This window comes from Methylobacterium sp. 4-46 (assembly GCF_000019365.1).
In the GTDB taxonomy this organism is placed as follows: domain Bacteria; phylum Pseudomonadota; class Alphaproteobacteria; order Rhizobiales; family Beijerinckiaceae; genus Methylobacterium.
This window is the reverse complement of the sequence record NC_010511.1, coordinates 1,266,198-1,285,440: the sequence shown is the minus strand read 5'-3', so window position 1 is coordinate 1,285,440 and position 19,243 is coordinate 1,266,198. Positions and strand designations below refer to the sequence as shown.

Annotated in this window: 18 protein-coding genes; 7 read left to right on the top strand and 11 right to left on the bottom strand. The window is 67.3% G+C overall.

Annotation, left to right across the window (positions count from 1 at the left end):
• Window positions 1–14 precede the first annotated feature (14 nt).
• On the bottom strand, window positions 15–539 hold the full coding sequence (locus M446_RS05490) for a MucR family transcriptional regulator (protein ID WP_012331096.1): 525 nt from the start codon (window positions 537–539) through the stop codon (window positions 15–17).
• A gap of 131 nt (window positions 540–670) precedes the next feature.
• Between M446_RS05490 and M446_RS05485 the strand changes: the two genes are divergently transcribed.
• From M446_RS05485 to M446_RS05480, 4 genes are all read left to right on the top strand, one after another.
• Complete coding sequence (locus M446_RS05485; RefSeq protein ID WP_012331095.1) at window positions 671–2,962, top strand: hypothetical protein; 2,292 nt, start codon at window positions 671–673, stop codon at window positions 2,960–2,962.
• A 298-nt stretch (window positions 2,963–3,260) separates the two neighbouring features.
• Window positions 3,261–3,518, top strand: coding sequence for a DUF4160 domain-containing protein (locus M446_RS34785; protein ID WP_322597455.1), 258 nt, complete (start codon window positions 3,261–3,263; stop codon window positions 3,516–3,518).
• Window positions 3,505–4,227 carry a DUF2442 domain-containing protein gene (locus M446_RS38520; RefSeq protein WP_012331093.1) on the top strand — a complete coding sequence of 241 codons (723 nt, stop codon included), beginning with the start codon at window positions 3,505–3,507 and terminating at the stop codon, window positions 4,225–4,227. Before M446_RS34785 ends, M446_RS38520 begins: the two co-directional genes overlap by 14 nt.
• Before the next feature lie 799 nt (window positions 4,228–5,026).
• Window positions 5,027–5,209: a hypothetical protein gene (locus tag M446_RS05480; RefSeq protein ID WP_012331092.1), complete on the top strand. Its 183-nt coding sequence runs from the start codon at window positions 5,027–5,029 to the stop codon at window positions 5,207–5,209.
• Window positions 5,210–6,010: 801 nt separating this feature from the next.
• Here the strand turns inward: M446_RS05480 and M446_RS34775 are convergent.
• The 3 genes from M446_RS34775 to M446_RS05475 form a co-directional block, all read right to left on the bottom strand.
• The gene (locus M446_RS34775; protein ID WP_012331091.1) at window positions 6,011–6,433 is read right to left on the bottom strand and encodes a helix-turn-helix domain-containing protein; all 423 of its coding nucleotides are present in this window, start codon (window positions 6,431–6,433) and stop codon (window positions 6,011–6,013) included.
• Window positions 6,433–6,729: a type II toxin-antitoxin system HigB family toxin gene (locus M446_RS34770; RefSeq protein ID WP_210161188.1), complete on the bottom strand. Its 297-nt coding sequence runs from the start codon at window positions 6,727–6,729 to the stop codon at window positions 6,433–6,435. Before M446_RS34770 ends, M446_RS34775 begins: the two co-directional genes overlap by 1 nt.
• A 93-nt stretch (window positions 6,730–6,822) precedes the next feature.
• Window positions 6,823–7,443: a hypothetical protein gene (locus M446_RS05475; RefSeq protein ID WP_012331089.1), complete on the bottom strand. Its 621-nt coding sequence runs from the start codon at window positions 7,441–7,443 to the stop codon at window positions 6,823–6,825.
• Between the two features lie 437 nt (window positions 7,444–7,880).
• Here M446_RS05475 and M446_RS05470 point away from each other — a divergent pair, with 437 nt between their 5' ends.
• Both M446_RS05470 and M446_RS05465 read left to right on the top strand, forming a co-directional pair.
• Window positions 7,881–8,765, top strand: a complete 885-nt coding sequence (locus tag M446_RS05470) for a GspE/PulE family protein (RefSeq protein WP_265576541.1) — start codon at window positions 7,881–7,883, stop codon at window positions 8,763–8,765.
• The gene (locus tag M446_RS05465) at window positions 8,765–9,979 is read left to right on the top strand and encodes a type II secretion system F family protein (RefSeq protein WP_012331088.1); all 1,215 of its coding nucleotides are present in this window, start codon (window positions 8,765–8,767) and stop codon (window positions 9,977–9,979) included. The genes M446_RS05470 and M446_RS05465 overlap by 1 nt, the downstream gene beginning before the upstream one ends.
• 133 nt (window positions 9,980–10,112) lie before the next feature.
• Here M446_RS05465 and M446_RS05460 read toward each other — a convergent pair whose 3' ends face one another.
• The 5 genes from M446_RS05460 to M446_RS05440 all read right to left on the bottom strand — a co-directional run bounded on the left by M446_RS05460 (window position 10,113) and on the right by M446_RS05440 (window position 15,122).
• Window positions 10,113–11,831: a L,D-transpeptidase family protein gene (locus M446_RS05460; RefSeq protein WP_012331087.1), complete on the bottom strand. Its 1,719-nt coding sequence runs from the start codon at window positions 11,829–11,831 to the stop codon at window positions 10,113–10,115.
• A gap of 169 nt (window positions 11,832–12,000) precedes the next feature.
• Complete coding sequence (locus tag M446_RS05455) at window positions 12,001–12,447, bottom strand: hypothetical protein (RefSeq protein ID WP_150108581.1); 447 nt, start codon at window positions 12,445–12,447, stop codon at window positions 12,001–12,003.
• A gap of 42 nt (window positions 12,448–12,489) precedes the next feature.
• Window positions 12,490–12,786 carry a hypothetical protein gene (locus tag M446_RS05450; RefSeq protein ID WP_012331085.1) on the bottom strand — a complete coding sequence of 99 codons (297 nt, stop codon included), beginning with the start codon at window positions 12,784–12,786 and terminating at the stop codon, window positions 12,490–12,492.
• Window positions 12,787–12,811: 25 nt separating this feature from the next.
• On the bottom strand, window positions 12,812–13,972 hold the full coding sequence (locus M446_RS05445) for a hypothetical protein (protein ID WP_265576540.1): 1,161 nt from the start codon (window positions 13,970–13,972) through the stop codon (window positions 12,812–12,814).
• Window positions 13,973–14,201: 229 nt separating this feature from the next.
• On the bottom strand, window positions 14,202–15,122 hold the full coding sequence (locus M446_RS05440; protein WP_012331083.1) for a LysR family transcriptional regulator: 921 nt from the start codon (window positions 15,120–15,122) through the stop codon (window positions 14,202–14,204).
• 182 nt (window positions 15,123–15,304) lie between these two features.
• Here M446_RS05440 and M446_RS05435 point away from each other — a divergent pair, with 182 nt between their 5' ends.
• Window positions 15,305–16,804, top strand: a complete 1,500-nt coding sequence (locus M446_RS05435; RefSeq protein ID WP_012331082.1) for a CoA-acylating methylmalonate-semialdehyde dehydrogenase — start codon at window positions 15,305–15,307, stop codon at window positions 16,802–16,804.
• A gap of 157 nt (window positions 16,805–16,961) precedes the next feature.
• Here the strand turns inward: M446_RS05435 and M446_RS05430 are convergent, their stop codons facing one another.
• Both M446_RS05430 and M446_RS05425 read right to left on the bottom strand, forming a co-directional pair.
• Complete coding sequence (locus tag M446_RS05430; protein ID WP_012331081.1) at window positions 16,962–18,326, bottom strand: S8 family serine peptidase; 1,365 nt, start codon at window positions 18,324–18,326, stop codon at window positions 16,962–16,964.
• 67 nt (window positions 18,327–18,393) lie between these two features.
• Entirely contained in the window at window positions 18,394–19,215 is an 822-nt protein-coding gene (locus tag M446_RS05425) for a phosphatase PAP2 family protein (RefSeq protein WP_012331080.1), read from the bottom strand.
• Window positions 19,216–19,243 lie beyond the last annotated feature (28 nt).

Here is a 19,243-nt window from a genome sequence, read left to right as displayed (position 1 = left end):
CCCCGCTCATTGCCTCACTCGGCCGCCTTGGCTTTCCGCGGGCGGCCCGGCCCCCTCTTCGGCGTAGCCGGTGCTGTCACCTTCGGGTCGGGGCTGGCGCGCTTCTCTGCTGCTGCTCTCGGGCGCCTCTGGCCAAGGCCGCTGCTCTTGGCGATTTCCGATCGCCGGGCCGTGAAGCTCGGCGCGACCATGGGGTAATCGCCCGGCAGGCCGAACTTCTGCCGGTACTCGGCCGGGGTCAGGCCGTGCGTGGTGAGGTGCCGTTTCAGAACCTTGTACGGCTTGCCGTCAACGAAGCTGATCAGGGCATCCGGCGTGATCGACCTCCGGATCTGGGCGGCAGTCGCCTTGGGCGTCTCCTCTGCCGGTGGCGTGGCAGGCTTACCAAGGTCCTGCAGAGCGGCGTGAAGCGAAGCGATGAGGCCCGGCAGCTCACCGGCCGTCACGCGGTTGTTCGAGACATAGGCCGAAACAATGTCGGCCGCTTGCTCGATCAGCGCACCCTCTTGCGCGGGCGCTTTGCTTTCGAATTCCGGCATCCTGCGGGCTCCTTACACTGTTAACATAGGTTTTAGAGTGGCTGCATGCAGCCTATACCGGAAATGCGGCCGCCGAGCAGAAGATCCGCCTCATCCACAGAAATTGCGCCCTGTGAGCGCAGAGATCGAAGATGTCTGACGAGAACCTTGTCCTTACTGCGGAAGTTCGCGACCAGTTTTCCAAAACGCTAACCGAGCTGAAGAAGCAGCTCGACGCGATCCAGAAGAGCGACGCGGCGAAGAAGACCGGCGACGCTTGGGCGGACGCGGCCAAGCGTGTCCGGGCGGAATGGAGCGAGGTCGGCCGTGAGCTGAACCGCCACTCAGGCGCTTTCGGCGCCGCGGGCCCGCTAGCCTCTCACATGACGGCCGGGCGGTTCGGCGCGATGAGCGGGATCGGTCTCGCCTCGGCCGGGATCGCGGGTCTCCTCAAGTACGGCCAGGGCGGCTTCGACCTGAAGACGCTGTCACTCGGGTCCGGCATGTCGGCGGCCCAGGTCTCCGGTCTCCAGCGGGCGCTTGGCGCCGCGGGCATGGGCTCGGAGGAGAGCGCCAGCGCGATCATGCAGATGATGCGCGCCAAGGACAGCGTCGACCGCCAAGCGGGCGGCTACTGGTCGTTCCTGGTTGGCAAGGGCCGCGGCGACGTCGCCCGCAAGCTCCGGAATGCGAAGTCGCTCGACGAGTTCATCACCGAGAACAACCGCTTCCTGAAGAGCATCGACAACAATGCTCGCCGGGAGGAGGCTTCCGGTGCGGCCACGGGCGATGCGCTGTACGGCACGCGCCTGCGCTCCCTTGAGATCGATATCGACCAGCGCCGGAAGGAGTACGAACAGCGGTACGGGAAGGACAGCGAGGCCAAGGCAAAGGCCGGGCCGAGCATCCAGGAGAAGCGCGGCGAGGCGATCAGCCGGGCCGACAACCTCGGCGATGAGGCGGGCGGGCTCCTCTACGGGTTCGGCCGCAACGTCCTGCGCGGTGTCGGTGTCGTCAAGGATTGGTGGAACGGCACCAGCGAGACGCCGAGCAACTGGTCCGACCGCTCCCGGGTCAAGGCCAAGCTCAAAGACGCCCAGGACGCCTATGAGTTCAACAAGACGCTCGACCAGAACCGGCCCGACGTCCAGAAGCGGCAGGATGAGCTGCGCCAGTCGATTGACCGGCTGACTGAGCAGCTGAAGAAGATGCAGGGCGGCATCCCATCCGTTCAGCAGCAGAGCTATTCCGGCCCGTTCGGTGACGGCGCGAGGGTGCAGACTGCCGCGTGGGGCGGTGGCGGCATCTTCTCTCCACGGTTCGGTGGCGGCTTCGGCGGTGGATCCGGTGGCCGGTTCAACGGCATGGGCGGGGGCGGTTCGGGCGGCGTCGGTTCTGTTTCAGGCGCTGGCAGCGGCGCGGGCAGCCTGACGGCGTTGATCGACGAGGAGGCCAAGAAGGCCGGCATCGATCCGCGGATCATGCACGGCATTCGGGCCGGCGAGAGCTGGAAGAACAACAAGTACGACTTCAAGCACGACGCCCTGGAGTCGTCCTGGGGTCCGTTCCAGCTCAACCGGCGCCGCGGCATGGGCGTCCAGTTTGAGAAGGAAACCGGTCTCGACTTGCGCGATCCGAAGTCGATCCCCGCGCAGGTCCGCTGGGTCGCCAAGTACCTCGCCCGAGGCGGCAGCACTCGCCCCTGGGCCGGCTATCACGGACCGCGCGACCCGAGCCCGCGCTGGGGCAATTCCGGGTACGTGCCGGAGGCCGGCGCTCTCGACCACACGGGTCTCCCGCTCAAGAGCGGCGAGGCGGTCGCGGGCGGGTGGAACGCCTCGGGCCTGAATGCCCTCGCGCGGGATCTGCAGCATGACGGCGTCCTGAAGCAGATCACGGCCATGAATGACCACTTCCACCGCGGGAGGGGCATGCACGGCCGCGGCCTGGCGATGGATCTGAAAGGCAACCCGGACGAGCTGCTAGGCCGCATCCGGACCCGCATGGGTGAGGCCGGGCTCCAGGAAGGCCGGGACTGGAAGTACATCGACGAGTACCGGACCAAGTCCGCGCGCTGGTCGGGCCCGCACTTCCACGTCCAGTTCCAGAACCGCGCGGCGGCGGACGCGTACGCGCGCTACCGGCTCGGCCGGGAAGGGTCGCCGGCAGGCTCTGGGCGGCGGCCCGCCGACCACGGCGAGCGCTTCCAGGAGCGCGACGGTGTCGCCGCGGAGATGCTGAACCGCGCCAGCGCCTTCCACGGTGGCGGTAGCGGCCCATCCGCTGCGCCCGGCAAGGGCACGCTGCACGTCAAGTTCGACAACATCCCTGCCGGAACGCGGGTCGAGGCCGATAAGGGGTCGCTCTTCCACGAGGTGGAGATCGCCAAGACCCGGCAGATGGGCGCGCGGGCGATGAACGTCGTGAAGAAGCGGACGGCCTGAGCCGCCGGAGGCCCGCCCGGTGTGCTGCTAGGCGGGCCTCTTCCACGAGGCGAAGGTCACCCGCCGGGCGGCGGGGTGCAGTCGTGGGGCGGGCGGGAAGCCTGAGGCTTTCATTTGCCCGTCCGGCACGGGTACAACCGCTGGCACCCGCGACGTCGGCGGGTTCAAGAGTGCCGACATCGCGGGTGTTAGCGCTGCGGCGGGAGGCGCGGGGCGGGCCACCTCTGCGGATCGCAAGATAGAAGTCGGTGCAGAGGGGATCCCTGCCGCCTTGTCAGAGTGCACGTAGTGCACTATTTTGGCGGCAGAGTGGAGAGGCGCCTTGCCGACCGTCCAACGGTTCGCCGGTTTCACGATCTACATGTATGCGGACGATCATCCGCCACCACACTTTCACGTGAGAGGTCCTGGATTTGGTGGGGTAATCCTCCTGTCCAACCTTGAGATGGATAGAGGCGTTCTGCCACCTGGGATCCTTGACGAAGCCGTTAAATGGGCTTCACGGAACAAAGATGTGCTATACGAGCAATGGAGGCGCCTCAATGACCGAGACTAAGATGATCGAGGTTGGCGAGCGGCTGCCTTCTGTTGCGCATGTTGAGGCTAGCGAAGGCCTCTATTCTGTAACAATCACCTGGGGCGAAGGTCCGCGTATGGGCCGAGTAGATCTAGTTGACCTAGCCCCTATGATTTTTACGTATAAGGTATTTGCTCCTCTTCGTGAAAACCGAGATCTCTTCAGATCGGTGCGGGTTGGCGAATGGGGCGGCTCTATAGAGTGGGAAGGTAACGACGACCTAGCCGTTGCCGCGACGACGCTTGCCGACTTAGCCGAACAGACTATGACGAATGAAGATTTTGCGGCGTTCCTGAAACGCAACGGCCTCACTCTTGATAGAGCCGCGGCCGAACTCGGTATTGCGAGACGGCTGGTTGCCTACTATGCAAAAGATCGAGCAATTCCAAGGTATATCTCTCTGGCTTGTGCTTACCTGGACGATTCTCTGGCCGAGAGCCGTGTGCATAATATCGTATCCAAGAATTTCGTAGAAGGTTTTTCTTCAAATAGAGAAAAGAGTCTACAGGCTTGGTTTGAGAGAAAATCTCGCTCACGGCAAGCGCATTCACGCACGAATGTTCAAAATCATCCTAGCCCAGACCATCCGCATGCCAGCTTTCAAATTGGAGCAACTCAATACGGCTCCAACTATGAATTTCGCACCGCATTTTCCTCAGGCCCGTTCAAGAAAGATATTGATAGATAGTTGAACAGGTATTTGTCACGAGATCGATCCCAGCCTGAGGGATTGAGAGGCGACCAAAGCTCCGGAGCTTTGGTCGCCTTGGGGAAGCCTACGTCGACGCCATCGTAGATCCGCATTAACTTACATACGTGGGTTGCATCCCAGCCCCGCCGGGAGCCCCATGACCGGACCGGCCGCTACAGTCCTCGCCAGAATAGCCGAACGGCCCTGGAGCCGCCCAGAAGGCCGATATACCGGCCCTCGACTGGCGCCCCGCCCGGACCGGCTCCGAGGTCTTCCGGAGACTGTCCGCGGGTTCCGTAATCGGTTCCGTACCCCACCTTATGCGAATGGGCCGCCCTCACGCGCGCGAGAGCAGGCAAAGCCGCTAGCTCGCCGTTTGCAACCTTCAATAGGTACGTAATTTGCGTCGCAGCAGCATCATTGTACTGCATCACAGCCCTGCTACCGTGCAGGTGGGCGGCGGGTCGTTGCGAATGACCTAATCCTTTGAGCGTTTGTGCTTTAAGGCTCGCCGTCCGCCACCGGCAAGGTGAGAGAGTCGGCCTTTCCGCCAGTGACGGCAGTGACTTACATCCCGAAAGTCGCGGGGAGGAAATCACTCACGCGACGGCCGGGACGGCGTCACGGTTGGCGTGAGGGGCGGCAGCGTAGCTTAAGAATTGGCTTACCGTGGCGTGGTTACCTGTCTCTTGCGGAACGAACTCCAACCTCAAGCCCGCCCGGCCCTGCCGTGGCGGGCTTCCTTGTGCAAGGCGTCACGCTCTACGGCTAAGCCGGTCATGGTAGGAGGCAGCGCATGGCCGACGACTTCGACGTTCGGGACGCAATCGAGGAGCATCTCCGCGAGGCCGGCCAGATCTTCGACATGCGCGACCGCGACGACGGCTGGACCCTGGCCGCCTCGTTCGTCGTCGAGGTTCAGGCTCGGGCCTGCTGCGAGGCGCTGAACGCCCTGAGGGCCGGGAGCGGTTCAAGGTAGTGAAGCGGGAGAAGCGGAGGGCCTGAGGGCCCCTTCCACCCGGCCGGAACCGCCCGGGGCCGGCGCGCGATGAGGCAGGAGTTGTGATCCTTCCCCCTCTACGCCGGCCGGGCTTCCCCTCCCGAGCCGGCGCTTCTTTGTGCGGGCCGGGCCCTGGCGCCCCCGCGCTCGAACGCGGCCCCTGGGCGAGCGGCGGAAGACTAGCACAGTCGAGACGCCTGCCCTCTCGTTCTAGCAGACCAGGTGGAGGCCGTCGCGAACCAGACCGCCTCAGCACTCTCCCGTGTTCACGACATGAGCATGCGCAACGCGCAGGGCGCTATTCGATAGCGGCCGGCTTAAGATATCAATTAGGGGTGGCCTTGTCCTTCAGTGGCAGGGCCACCCTAATGCACTCCGCCACTGTTTTAATCTTGTAATATGCGGCCTTACAGCCTGCATATCCACACTCTTCTACTAGACGCCTTGATATGCGCCCCTCGTTGTCACTCAACCATTTCAAATTCTCCATCTCAGACTGGATGCAGATCTGAATAAGCTCGGGGTGATCACTGTAGCGGTCCGCGCAGAGGCGTTGTGGGGTTGGGGCCATCAGATCACACGGTATTCGCGGCTCTGCCATGGCCTGAATAGGCAGACACAGGGCTACAACGCCAACAATGGTCCGCATAGGAAACCCCTCCGCACGACACTTGGTCAGCTAGGCGCGCACCCCCCGCCCGGCTCCCCGCCGCAGCGGGGTTTTCTGTTGGCGATGGCGTATTTGGCTCGGAACCAAACTTTGATAATAGCATAAGCTGTTTATGCGTACTCTCTTTGCTTGGTCTTCTTAGGCCCATGATCCTGCCCGTCAAGATTATATGTGCCAATCAAAGCCTCAATTGGTATCTTCCACGAACTGGATATGGCCCGTATTTGCTCAAGATTTAAACGTCTTCTACGGTTCAGTATCTCAGAAGCCCGAGATCTGGATCCGATTAGGTCAGCCAACTCGGCCTGTGATCTGCCCATATTTTCTATGGCGAACCACAGGACGGATACTGGGTCTGCCGCATCCACGGGAACGGCGTCTTTTTCGTACGCGCTGATGAGCGTGGACAGGATTTCAAAACGCTCCGCGTCAGGAGTGCCGGGGGTTGGCTCATTGTCGAAATAAGCCTCCACCTGACCAAGCGCCCAAGCGTAGTCGTCTTCATTGCGGATATGTCTGACGTCAAGCAGCATCATACAGTCTCCGGGTCAATGCGGTCGTACTCCGCGTGGGTTCCAACGAATTTTATCAACATCGATCTATATTGATAGGAAACCCTCACGATCAATCTGAATTCATTATGGCGAATATCAAATATCACGCGATTATCTCCTACAAAGTCAACCCCCTTCCTGAAAGTGTTTTTTATATCCTGCGGGCTAGACCAATCAGCCTTGTCCGCGATAGCGTACCAAGCTCTTAGATCGTCCTTGGCTCTAGGGTTTTTTTCCCAGAACTCCCTAAGATGCTTTAGGGCTAGTACGCGCATAACCCTCTCTAGCATGTTCCCAAATGTGGAACAAGCGGAATCGGGATTGGTTCCCCGACGGCGCTTGAAGGCGGTTCCGCGAGCCTCTTCGGTTCAGAACCCTCCCGCTCGGCGCAGCCGCTCCAGAGCGGCTTCGAGACCTGACGCCGCCTCTGCCGAACCCTTCTCGCCGATAAGGAAGGACGCTTCCGCTGGATGGTCTCTTCTGGCGAGTTGGGGGGCGGACGGAGCGGGGGTCCGCGGTGGGGGACGCTCCGGCTTCGTTGGTGTGGCCGCGGACGGCCGCGGTAGGGCAGGGGGCATGATCGGGCGCCGCGCCGGAGAACCGGCTCCACGGGCCCTCTGAGCCCGCCGGTTGGCCGCGAGAAACACCGGCATGTAGTCCGGGCCGAACCGCCATTGGACCGGCTTGCGCCGTAGACCGTGTTCGGTGGCGCGGTAGGCCGAGCCGGCGACCTCGACGCGCTCGACGAAGCCGATCTCCTCCAGAACCGCGAGGGCGCCGCGCACTCGGGCTTCCGTGAGCCCCAGCTCGGGATGGTCCGCGAGCGCCACGCGATCTACGGGGAAGGCCCGCCCGATCCGTCCCGGGGCGCTCCAGAACCGCGCCAGGAACGTCGCCAAGGCATGCACCGCCTTGGCGTTCTTCCGGCCCTGTGCGGCCGTCGCCAGCCTGTCCGCGGCCTCGCGCGGCAGGCGATAGATACAGGTCATCGTTCCCGGCCCTTGTCAGGGCCGCGGCAGGGCGAACGGCAAAGCGCGCCCGCGTCCGAAAGCGGTGCTTTCAGATTGACTCAGACAGGCTGTCGGGACAGGATCAGAGTGCTACCAAAGATCCAGCCCCTCGCGGGCTTGAGACCCCTTCAGGTTCCAGCCTGAGGGGGTCTTGCTTTGTGGTGTCGTGCTGCGGCGGCGGGTGCTCCTGGTGATGCGGCCCGCCCTGAGGACGGGCCGCGGTGGCACCTCACACGCGGGATCGTCTCGCCCGACCGTGAGAACGGGATCCGCACGCTGGTCGGGAGCTTCGTCGGGACCTTGTGCCCCGACAGACCCCCGTCGTTGTGCTTCCGTTCTCATTTCGGGCCGGCGTTTTGCCGGCCCGTAGCCGATAAATCCGTTGCAGTCACAAAGGGATAGCTAGATCGAGGGCGGTGCGCGAAAAACGTACCCACGATCAGAGCGTGGTGATGCGCGTCCTCGACGGCTCGCGCCGGGTCGACGATTTCGCCGGGCTCGGCTTCGACGCCCCGGCCATCGCGCGGATCGAGGCGATGATCCGCCGGCCGAACGGCCTCGTCCTCGTCACCGGCCCGACCGGCAGCGGCAAGACCACCACGCTCTACGGGGCGCTGCGGCGGGTCGCGAGCCCGCAGGTCAAGGTGGTCACGGTCGAGGACCCGGTCGAGTACCGGATGGCGGGCGTCAACCAGGTCCAGGTGCATCCCGGCATCGGGCTCGACTTCGCGACGGCCCTGCGGGCGATCCTGCGCCAGGATCCGGACGTGGTCATGGTCGGCGAGATCCGCGACGGCGAGACCGCCCGCGTCGCCGTGCAGGCGGCGCTCACCGGCCACCTCGTGATCTCGACGCTCCACACCAACTCGGCCCCCGCCACGGTGACGCGCCTCGTCGACATGGGGGTCGAGCCCTTCCTGATCGCCGCGACCCTCAACGGGGTGGTGGCGCAGCGCCTCGTGCGGCGGGTCTGCGCCGCCTGCGCCGAGGCGGCGCCCGCGACCGCGCAGGAGCGGCTGCGCCTCGGCGTGCCGGCGGGGGCGCCGCTCACCCTGCGCCGCGCCGGCGGCTGCCCGGCCTGCAACGGCACCGGCTATCGCGGGCGCATGGTGGTGTCGGAGATCATGACGCTCGACGCCACCCTGCGCGGGCTCGTCGCCGACCGGGCCGACGAGCAGAGCCTGACCCGGGCCGCCGAGGCGGCGGGCCTCACCAGCCTGGCCCAGAGCGCCCGCGCCCGCGTCCTGTCCGGGGACACGACCCTGGAGGAGGTCGGGCGCGTCTTCGAGGGGCTGGTCTGATGATGGTCTTCCACTACCGCGCCTTCGCGCCCGACGGGCGCCAGCGGAGCGGCCGGGTCGAGGCGGAGGGGGAGGCCCGGGCGCTGGCGCAGCTCCGGGCGGAGGGGCTGCAGGTCTTCGAGATCGGGCCGGCCGGCCCGGGCGAGAAGCCCTTCTGGGCGCGCGACCTGTTCGGGCGCGACCGGGTCTCGGACGCGGCCCGCATCGCCTTCCTGAAGGAGTTCGGCACCCTGCTCGGCGCCGGGCTCACGGTGGACCGGGCGCTGCGCCTCGTGGAGCGCCAGAGCCCCGGCGCGCTCCGGCCGGTGCTGGCGGACGTGCTCCAGCGCGTGCTCGCGGGCGCCTCCCTGTCGCGGGCGATGGCGGCCCACCCGCAGGCCTTCCCGCGCGAGATGGTGGACGGGCTGCGGGCGGGCGAGGCGACCGGCACGCTCGGCGAGGTGGTGGCGACCCTGACCGCCTCCCTGGAGCGGCGCGACGCGGTGCGCCGGCACCTCGCCTCGGCGATGATCTACCCGGCGCTGCTGATCCTGATGGGGCTCGGCACGCTCGGCATGGTGATCGGGGTGCTGGTGCCGGCGCTGCTGCCGCTCTTCGAGGGCAGCGGCCGGCCGCCGCCCCTCGCGATCCGCGCGGCGGCGGGGCTCGGCGCGTTCCTGGCCGCGTGGTGGGTGGCGCTCCTCGCCGGCGCCGGCGCGGCCTGCCTCGCGCTGGCGGCAATCTGGTCGGACCGGGGCTTCGCGCGGGTGCGCAGCCGGCTCGCCCTGCGGCTCCCGGTGATCGGCGGGATCATGATCGGCATCGAGCTCGGGCGGATCTGCCGGGTGCTGGGCACGCTCGTGACCGCGCAGGTGCCGATCCCCGACGCCGTGGCGGCCGCCCGCCCGCTGCCGCGCAACGCGGTCGTCCGGGCGGCCCTCGACCACGCGGCGCGCTGCCTGACCGAGGGCGGCGGGCTCGCCGCGGGCCTCGCGGCCCTGCGCGACTACGCGCCCTCGACCCTGACCCTGATCGCCAGCGGCGAGCAGGTGAACCGGCTCGGCCCGGTCCTGCTCCACGCCGCCGCGATGCACGAGGCGCAGGTGCGCGAGCGCATCGACCGGCTGCTCGCCCTGTTCACGCCGCTCGTGACGGTGGCGATCGGCGGCCTCATCGGCGGGCTCATCGTCTCGGTGATGAACGCGATCCTGAGCGTCGGGCAGCTGGTGCAGTAGGGGAGGGCGGGTCGGGGCGGTGCGCCCGTCCGGCCGGCGGGGCGGCCGGTTGCGATGGCCGCTCCGCCGCGGCACCTCTGCCGACGCCAGCGGCCGCCGGCGTCGCAAGGGGCGCGAGAGATTTTTGCCGCCCTCACAGCTGATGCTTGACCGTTAGCTTGAATCGGCCGCCATTCGCCCGAAGATTGGCGTTCAAGAGGTTTTCCACGTCGCGCAACCGGCCTGCGTGCTCGCGCACGCCGATGCAGCCATTGGTCTGCGGCGCGCCGCCGTCCGGATGAATTCGGAACAGACTGCGGCCATAGACCGGTGTCCCAGCGGTTGGATCGAGATCGAATGAGAATCCGACGCCTTCCAGAACCATTCCGGCCGTCGTGCGATTGGGGCGATGGTTGCTGACGCGGTAGATGCCGGGGGGCGTGGGACCGTAGGTGGCGCGGGAGCCGCGGGCTCCGCCGCCCGAATTGGCCGTGAACGTGACCACCTGGCCCCGGTCGGGATCGAGCACGGCGAGCGTGCCGCTCACGACGGGAAAGCCTCGGGCGCTCGTGAACGTACCCGTTCCGGTGAAGGCCGCCAGAACACCGTCCTCTCCGAGATCCGGCGCCTCGAACGCGCGCGGGCCGAGCGGCGCCGACAACACGCCCGGCGGCGACGCCTCTCCCGTATCGGCAAATTCCTGGAACAGAAACCTGATGCGGCTGCGCGCCTCCGGGGGCAGCGTCGCGACGATGCTGTTCAGGTGATCGTCCGAGCGCCGCCAGAGGTCGAAGGTGACGTCGGCGACGCCCTCCGTGACGAAGTGCGCCGTGAGCGACTGGATCTGGAGCCAGCGCATGAGCGTCGCATCGTCGGCGGCATCCCGTGCGCGCAGTGCAAATTCCTCGATCTGGGATGCGAGCACCGTATCGTAGAATTCACGCTGGTCGTCCTCGGCGAGAGCCTGCAAGGTGCGCACGTCGTCCGCAAACGAGTCGAGTTCGCCCTCGCTGATCGAAGGAGCCGCGGCCGCGGGAGGAGCCGCTGCGGCGAGAGGAGCCGCAGCAGCGGGGCGAATGGCTGCCGGAAACACGTCCTTTCCCTTCAGGAACTGCCATATCTCGTCCGGCGCCTCGTCAGCGCACCAGAAACCGTAGGCCTTGAACCCCTGCTCGGTCACGAGATCGACGAACGCCGCCGCCCTCTCCAGGCAAGCAGCCGTGCTCTCATGCGCAACGTCGCCGCGAATCGTGATGTTACCGACCGGCTTGTAACGGTCAGCAAACGCTCGCGAGAGTTCGAGGGCCTTGTATTGCTGAATTGACCGATTCAATCTTCCGGAAACCTCCTTCGTGTAGTAAACTTGTGGGCAATTATCGCTGACTTGGCTCAAGAAGCGTGGGAACGGAAAGTTCGGAAAAAATCTCGGCGCATCGTGGCTCGAGAGGGCGAGGCCTGCTCCCAGGGCGCTCAACCCGGTTTCCACTTGGCGGACATAAGCTGCCGCTTCATCCCCGCCCCCTTGAAAGAAGCGGTCGCCCTGCTCCGCATCCAGGAGAACGCCAGCCAAGGTGAAGTCCCGCGCCCAGCCGACGACGAGTTCGGCTTCCTGCTGGGCAATCTCCACGTTCGGACAGCGCGGCACGTGCCAGCCCCAGATCTGGATGCCGGCACCGGTCAATTTCTTATGAAGCTGCGAAAAGTCAGGATGCCGGAGATTGGGATCGATCCGCCTTCCATAGCCCATCCGGATCCATATGGAGGCGAGATGCGCGTCGGTGCAACGCTGCACGAATGGATCCACGCCTCCACTCGCAGCCATGACGTTCATCAGGCGCACGATGTACATCGATCGGCCTTCGAGCCTGCGCATCGGAAGTCTCCAAGTTTTAGAGGATATCAACGAGGCCTGAGTGAGACCGACTCTACAGTTCTACCGGAAATATATGGCGATTTGACTACAGACTATATCTTAGCTCGGACCGTAAGCTCTCATAGTGCAATTTTTCACACCTGTGCGAACTAGATCGCACATCGAACAATTATCTCTTTGCGGAATCAGATTTGCATGCGACGATCACTGGTTCAGTCAGTTTATTGTCTTTGATGCTGATCACGGTGTCTTTGTTAATGGTGCATGTTCGCGGGTCCGGCTCGGTCGAGGCCCAGCAGCCCACCCCAAGGAACAGGATCGATGCGATGAGCCCGGCCAAGCCCGGACCCGCCTTGACCACGACGTCGAGCGCCCCCGTGATCGCTTTGAAGAGCTCCGAAAGATCGCCGATCGTGGGAGCGTTGGCCGGCAGCGCGCCCGGTGGGCCGCCCGCCGGCGCGGCGCGCTGAACCGCCCCGTTCGCGGCTTCGCTGGCCTTCTTTGCGGCGTCGGCCGCCTTCCATTGTACATAATACGTCGTGATGGAGCCAAGGACAAAGCTGGCGAAGCTGATCCACGCAAGCCAAACCGATGTCACGACAACCAAGCGATTCATGGCCGCCCCGCATTGTGCCACCTGCCGCAAATGGCTCTCCACCTACGGCGGATCGAAGCCGTCCGAGCCCCAATTCATTCCTTCGTAAGGCCGCGCTTTTCCCTTCAGGCGCAAGCGCCACGCATCGACCGCAAGCTTTTCCGATTGTGACAGGTCCGAATGCTGGACGGCCGCCCCGGCGACCACCCCCGGCAGCGTCGCGGCTCCCGCGACATCGTCCGAAGAGCCCTCGACCTCATGGAGACGCGGCGAGAATGATTGCAGGATCGTGACTTTCGAGTTCAGCTTTTCGAAAGTCTCCGATGGATCGGGCGCCTTGATGAGAAGCAGCTCATTCATCGTTCGGCCCTCCGCGGTGCGGCCGCTACACGGCCGGCAACCCGTTGTAGCCAACGTGATATGGTGTCATGGCGCACATCGACCAAGTGTTTGCCTTCATCAAACAGGGCTCGCCGCCGCTCGGAGCACAGCTTTCACAATTGATGTTGGGGCGCCCGAAGACGCCCCAGGAGCCGCCGCACTCGCACCGCGCCAACGCATACTCATCCGGCGCACCAAAGATGTGGCAGGACTCGCGCGCAAAAACACGGTCGATATTGTCGGCCCCCCAGCTGTCGTTGTAGTAGTTGAGAACAAGGTACGCGCTCTCAGGATGCGCATAGGCAAAATGAAAAGTCGTATACTTTACAAAGAACGCGCAGTAATAATAATCCGCCGCCACGCTCTGGCGCATGCTTTGCAAAAATTGTGCGATACCGGCCGTCCCCGCGTCGTGACCAAGCTGGGAGAGCGCCTCATCCCGCCAAAACTGCTCCTGGCTCTCATAGCTGCCACCTTGCGGATTGTCGGCGGCGGTCACGTCAACCTGATTGATGATCGGTACGAACGTGACGTCCTTCGCAGGACTTTGCGAGCTTAGCCAAGCATGGGCGTTCTGGACTTCGGCGACGATCTTGGTCCGTTCGGCTTGCGTGAACGCGAGCGCTCCGGGGCCGGAGACGATGACGAGACCGGCCGCCACGCGGCCGATCAGCCTGTAAGCCGCCGGGGCTCCGGGCGGCGGATCGAACGAACGTTCGAGGTCGCCCTTGTCGAGCGGCGCGCGCGGGCCATCCCCGCCCCAGGTCAGCGCGTTCGCGGGCCGGTTCGCCTTGGCCTTCCTGTAGGATTGCTCGCTCCGAAGGCGAAACGCATCGAGCCCCAGCCTCTCAGTTTCATACAAATTCTCCTCGTTGATCGGCGACGTCACGCCGACATCTCCCAACGTAATCGCAATACGTCCATATTGTTGGAGCACCGGCAAGGCGCGCCCTTGCGGAGAAAGATGTGGTTGCGCGTCGGGTCCTCGCACCGCGTGAAATACTACCGACTCTTGAAAATCCATATCGCCAGCCACCACGCCCTCCGTCATCGAGGATTTGAGAAAAGCGGCATCATTACTGGCCATCTGTGGTTGCACAGGATGCCTGCGAAAGGCCGCCTCCGCAAGTGGTTGTTGTAGGAAATGATCACGGGTGAAGGCCATGACCTCGCCGGGCCCGGTTTGCTCGTAGGGCCGCGACGGGCAGGATTGGGGTGGGCCGACCTCCCTCGGGCGGGCGCCGGGCCGCGCGCGCCTGCCGGATGGGCGCGGCAGCGAAAGGCGGAAAACCCGAAAGGCCGAGAACCCGAGCGGCGGAGAACCCGAGAGGGGGAGAACCCGAGAGGCGGAGAACCCGAGCGGCGGAGACCGGCCTCGGCAGCGCTGCGCCTGGTCAGGGCGCGTCCGGCGGGACCGGGCCGGCGGACCGGCGCGGCAGGAAGCGGTCGCGCTCCTCCCGGAAGCGCCGGGTGATGAAGTCCCGGCAGGCGGCGACCCGGCGCGCCTCGTGGCTGTCGGGATGCGACATCAGCCAGTAGGTCCGCCGGAACTGGATCCCGGGCAGGACCCGCACGAGGTCCGGGCAGCCGGCGGCCGCGAAATCGTGCAGGATGCCGATGCCCGCCCCGGCCCGCACCGCTTCGAGCTGCCCGACCGCCCCGGCGCAGCGGAAGACCCGCCGCGCCCGGTCCTGCAGGAAGGCCGCGTAGTCGAGGGCCGAGGCGTAGGCGTAGTCGTCGAGGCCGATCACCGCCGGGTGGGCGGCCAGGTCCGCCTCGCCGGCCGGCGCGCCCGCCTGGTCGAGGTAGTCGCGCGCCGCGTAGAGGCCGAGGCTGTAATCGGAGAGCTTCGACAGGATCAGCCGCCCGTGGCTGGGCCGGTCGAGGCCGATGGCGAGGTCCGCCTCCCGCCGCGACAGCGAGAAGGAGCGCGGCAGCGGCACGAGCTCGATGATCAGCCCCGCGTGGCGGCGGGCGAGCCGGCCGAGTTCCCGGGCGAGGAAGAGGTTGCCGAGCCCGTCCGGCGCCCCGATCCGCACCGTGCCGGTCGGCTCGGCCTCCTGCGCCCGCAGCCGCGCGGTCGCGGCGAGCACCTCGGCCTCGATCCGCTCGGCCACCGGCACGAGGCCCTCGCCCGCCTCGGTCAGCACGGAGCCGTGCGGCCGGCGGTGGAACAGCGTGGCGCCGAGCGCCGCCTCCAGCCCCTCGATCCGGCGCGCCACCGTGGCGTGGTTGAGGCCGAGCCGGCGGCCGGCCTCCAGCATCTGGCCGGAGCGGGCGACCGCCAGGAAGACCTGCAGGTGGTCCCAGTTCATCGGCGCTCCCGGCTCACGGGCACCACCCGTCCGGGCGCGACCCGCACGGGCGTGCCCCCCAGGGGCGCGAAACTCCGCACAACGGTTGGGCGGGATCTGCCATTGAGCCGCGATTTTTGTCGGCCCAGAACAGCCCGTCAACAGGCGGCCCGGAGCGGGCCGGACAGGAAGGCACCCCCGCCATGATCTCCCCGATCGACCACTTCGTGAACGGCGCCCGCGTGCCGGGCCGCTCGGGCCGGACGGCGCCCGTCTTCAACCCGGCCACCGGCGAGCAGACCGGCGCGGTGGCGCTCGCGAGCCGCGACGAGGTCGAGGCGGCGGTGGCGAGCGCCCGGGCGGCCTTCCCGGCCTGGGCGGCCACCCCGCCCCTGCGCCGCGCCCGCATCCTCAACCGGTTCCTCGGCCTCCTGGAGGCGCGCGCCGACGCGCTCGCCGCCGTGATCACCGCCGAGCACGGCAAGGTGCTCTCCGACGCCAAGGGCGAGATCCTGCGCGGCATGGAGGTGGTGGAATTCGCCACCGGCGCGCCGCAGCTCCTCAAGGGCGAGGTGACCGAGAATGTCGGCACCCGGGTCGATTCCCACTCCCTGCGCCAGCCGCTCGGCGTGGTGGCCGGCATCACGCCCTTCAACTTCCCGGCCATGGTGCCGATGTGGATGTTCCCGGTCGCCCTGGCCTGCGGGAACTGCTTCATCCTGAAGCCCTCCGAGCGCGATCCCTCCGCCGCCCTGCTGCTCGCCGAGTGGCTGCGGGAGGCGGGCCTGCCCGACGGCGTCTTCTCGGTGGTGCAGGGCGACAAGGAGGCGGTCGACGCGCTCCTGCTCAGCCCCGGCGTGAACGCGGTGAGCTTCGTCGGCTCGACCCCGATCGCCCGCCACATCTACGCGACCGCGACGAGCCAGGGGAAGCGCGCCCAGGCGCTCGGCGGCGCCAAGAACCACATGATCATCATGCCGGACGCCGACCTCGACCAGGCGGTCGACGCGCTGATGGGCGCCGCCTACGGCTCGGCGGGCGAGCGCTGCATGGCGGTCTCGGTGGCGATGCCGGTGGGCGAGAAGACCGCCGACGCGCTGATCGCGCGGCTGGTCCCGAAGGTGCGCGCGCTGAAGGTCGGCCCCGGCACCGATCCGGAGGCCGAGATGGGGCCGCTCGTCACGCGCCAGCACCTCGACAAGGTGCGCGGCTACATCGACCAGGGCGTCGCCGAGGGCGCCGAGCTCCTCGTCGACGGGCGCGGCCTGACGCTCCAGGGCTACGAGAACGGCTTCTTCGTCGGCGGCACGCTGTTCGACCGCGTCACGCCCGAGATGCGGATCTACAAGGAGGAGATCTTCGGGCCGGTGCTCGCCGTGGCCCGCGTCCCCGATTACGCCACGGCGGCGGAGCTCATCAACGCGCACGAATTCGGCAACGGCACGGCGATCTTCACCCGGGACGGCGACGCCGCGCGGGAATTCGCCCACCAGATCGAGGTCGGGATGGTCGGCATCAACGTGCCGATCCCGGTCCCGATGGCCTTCCACTCCTTCGGCGGCTGGAAGGCGTCGCTGTTCGGCGACCACCACATGCACGGGCCGGAGGGCGTCCGGTTCTACACCCGCCTCAAGACGATCACGACCCGCTGGCCGACCGGCATCCGGGCGGGGGCCGACTTCGTGATGCCCACCATGCAGTGATCCCGACGGCCCGGGATGCCGACGCACCGGGCCGTCGACCCTCTCGATTGCGCGCCCCAAGCCGGCAGCTCGGCGACGAGTCGAGAACGGACCCGCCGGTCATGTCCCATGACCGCTGGGATCAGGCGGGGCCGGGGTCGCCCGGCCCGCGGCCGGGTCAGGGGATCAGCCCCAGGCTGCGGCCCGCCTCGACGGGCCGCAGGACGCCGTGGCCGCGCTCGGCGTTCCACCCCGGGGGCCCGGTCTGGAGGGCGGTCGCGCGCAGGACCTGCGCCATCGCGGCGGCGGAGGTGGTGGCCGGCTTCGCCCGGGTGCGGAGCGCCGCGACGCAGCCGGCGGCGACCGCGCAGGCCGCCGAGGTCCCGCCGTCGGGCGTGAACCGGCTCCGGCTGAGCGAGCCGAGGAAGTGGCTGTAGGCCGTCACGTCCGGCTTCTGCGGCGTCATCCCGGCGATCGACGGACCCTTGGCGGAGTAGCCCAGCCGGTCCCCGGCGGTCGTGCAGGCGGCCAGCGTGAGCACCTCCGGATAGGCGTTGGCGCCCATGATCGCGCCCTGCACCCGCTGCAGGCACGGGGCCGCCGGGCATTCGGGCCCGCAATTCGAGCCCGCGAACACGACGTCGGTGCCGCTCTGCGTCAGGGCGCGGACGTAGAACCGGAACGGATGGTTCGGGTTGTCGACGTAGCGGCCCGGATGGCCCTGGGGGAAGTCGAGGCTCGGGTGGTAGATGCCCCAGCTGTTGCTCACCACGAGCGCCGCGAGGCCGGCCGGCGGCCCGGTGAGCAGCCAGCGGGTGATCAGGAACCAGTAGGCCTGGATCGCCGCCCCGACCGTCCCGGCCGCCGAGTGATCGCCGGCCGAGCGGGCGGCGAGGGCGGGCACGTCGAGCAGGGTGGCCTTCGGCGCCGCGATCAGCGCGTCGAAGGCGCACATCGTGCCGTGCCCGACCCGGTGCCTGCCCGGCACGGAGACGATGGTCGTGGGCGACCAGGACTGGCCGGCGTCGAGGAGCGGCGGCGTGCCGAGCCGCGCGGCGAGCCGCGCCAGGGAGATGCCGCCATCCACGATGGCGATCGCGACGCCGCTGCCGTCGAGCCCGTTCTGGGCGAGCAGGGCGGTGTCGAGCCGCGTCCGCACGTCCGCCTCGGTCCCGACCGCCCGGCTGCTGCCGCAGGTCAGGGTGGTGCCGACCTCGGCGTCGGAAGAGACCGCGCCGCCGTCGAGCGTGGCGGGGATCTCGCCGGAGCCGGGCACCGGGATGATGGCGCGCACCAGGAACCGCTCCGACCGGCGCGGGTCGAGGGACAGGGGGGAGATCTCCCGCGCCCCCGCTCCCGGGCCGATCGGGATCGCCCCGAACGCGCGGTCGAGCCTCACCCCGTCCGGAACCCGGTAGGCGTCCAGCCAGCGGTCGGGCGGCTCGCGCGCCGCCACGCTCTCGGCGGCCCGCACCAGGGCCGGATCGCTCGGCCTCTCCCAGAGAACGCGACGGAACCCGGAATGCGGGACATTGCGCGCCACGGACGCCTCCCCTCTTCGCCGCGAGAGCCTCCTGCGCCGAAGCGGCGACCGCTTCGGCGCTGCGGGCTCAGGCCCATTCCGCCTGCGCCGCCGCCAGCGTGTCCTTGTAGAGCTGGCACTGCTTGATGAAGGGCTTCAGCTGCAGGCCGACGTCGAGGCCGACATCCACGTCCTGGCGGAAGTGCAGGCCCGCGATGACGCGGTTGAAGCCGACCCGCGCGGCCAGCGCGGTCAGGGCCTGGGCCTGGGCCTGGGCTGGGGGCGGGAAGAGTTCCGCCAGGCAGGCGGAGGTGAAGCTCCCGATCAGGGCGTGGCCGGCCGGGTAGGAGGAGTGGCCCGGGACCGGCACCGGGGGGTAGAGCGTCGGGCAGACCTGGGACGGCCGCGGCCGCGCCGGGTGGCGCAGCTTCAGCACCATCATGGCCAGTTCGCCGCACCGCGCGATCAGCTTCATCAGCAGGTAGGTCTGCGGATGGGAGGCCCTGCTGATGTTCAGCAGCTGCAGCCAGCAGGTCTGGAAGTTCTGGTGCTGCTGGACGATCTCCGGGAGCGCGTCCGGCCGCTCGGTGATCGCCAGGAGCAGGAGGTCGTCGATCATCGGCTGGGTGATGGCGGCCGGCGCCGGCAGCGCGATCGCGGCGTCCCAGGTCTTGGTGCCGACCTTCGCCTTCATGAATTGCGGCAGGATGGCGAGCGCGATCAGGTCGGGATCCCATTCGGAGGCCCGGAAGGTGGCGGTGAGGTCGGCCTGAACCGGGATCTCCGCCAGCGGCCGGTCGGCCCGCATGGCGAAGACCTGCGGGCCGGGCGAGGCCGCCGCGTCGACCCAGTTGCCGCCCATGGGGCTGATCCAGTTGCCGCCCAGCGCGTCGAACCAGTTGCCTCCCATTACCCCCTCCGATCCGCCCGGGGGCCGG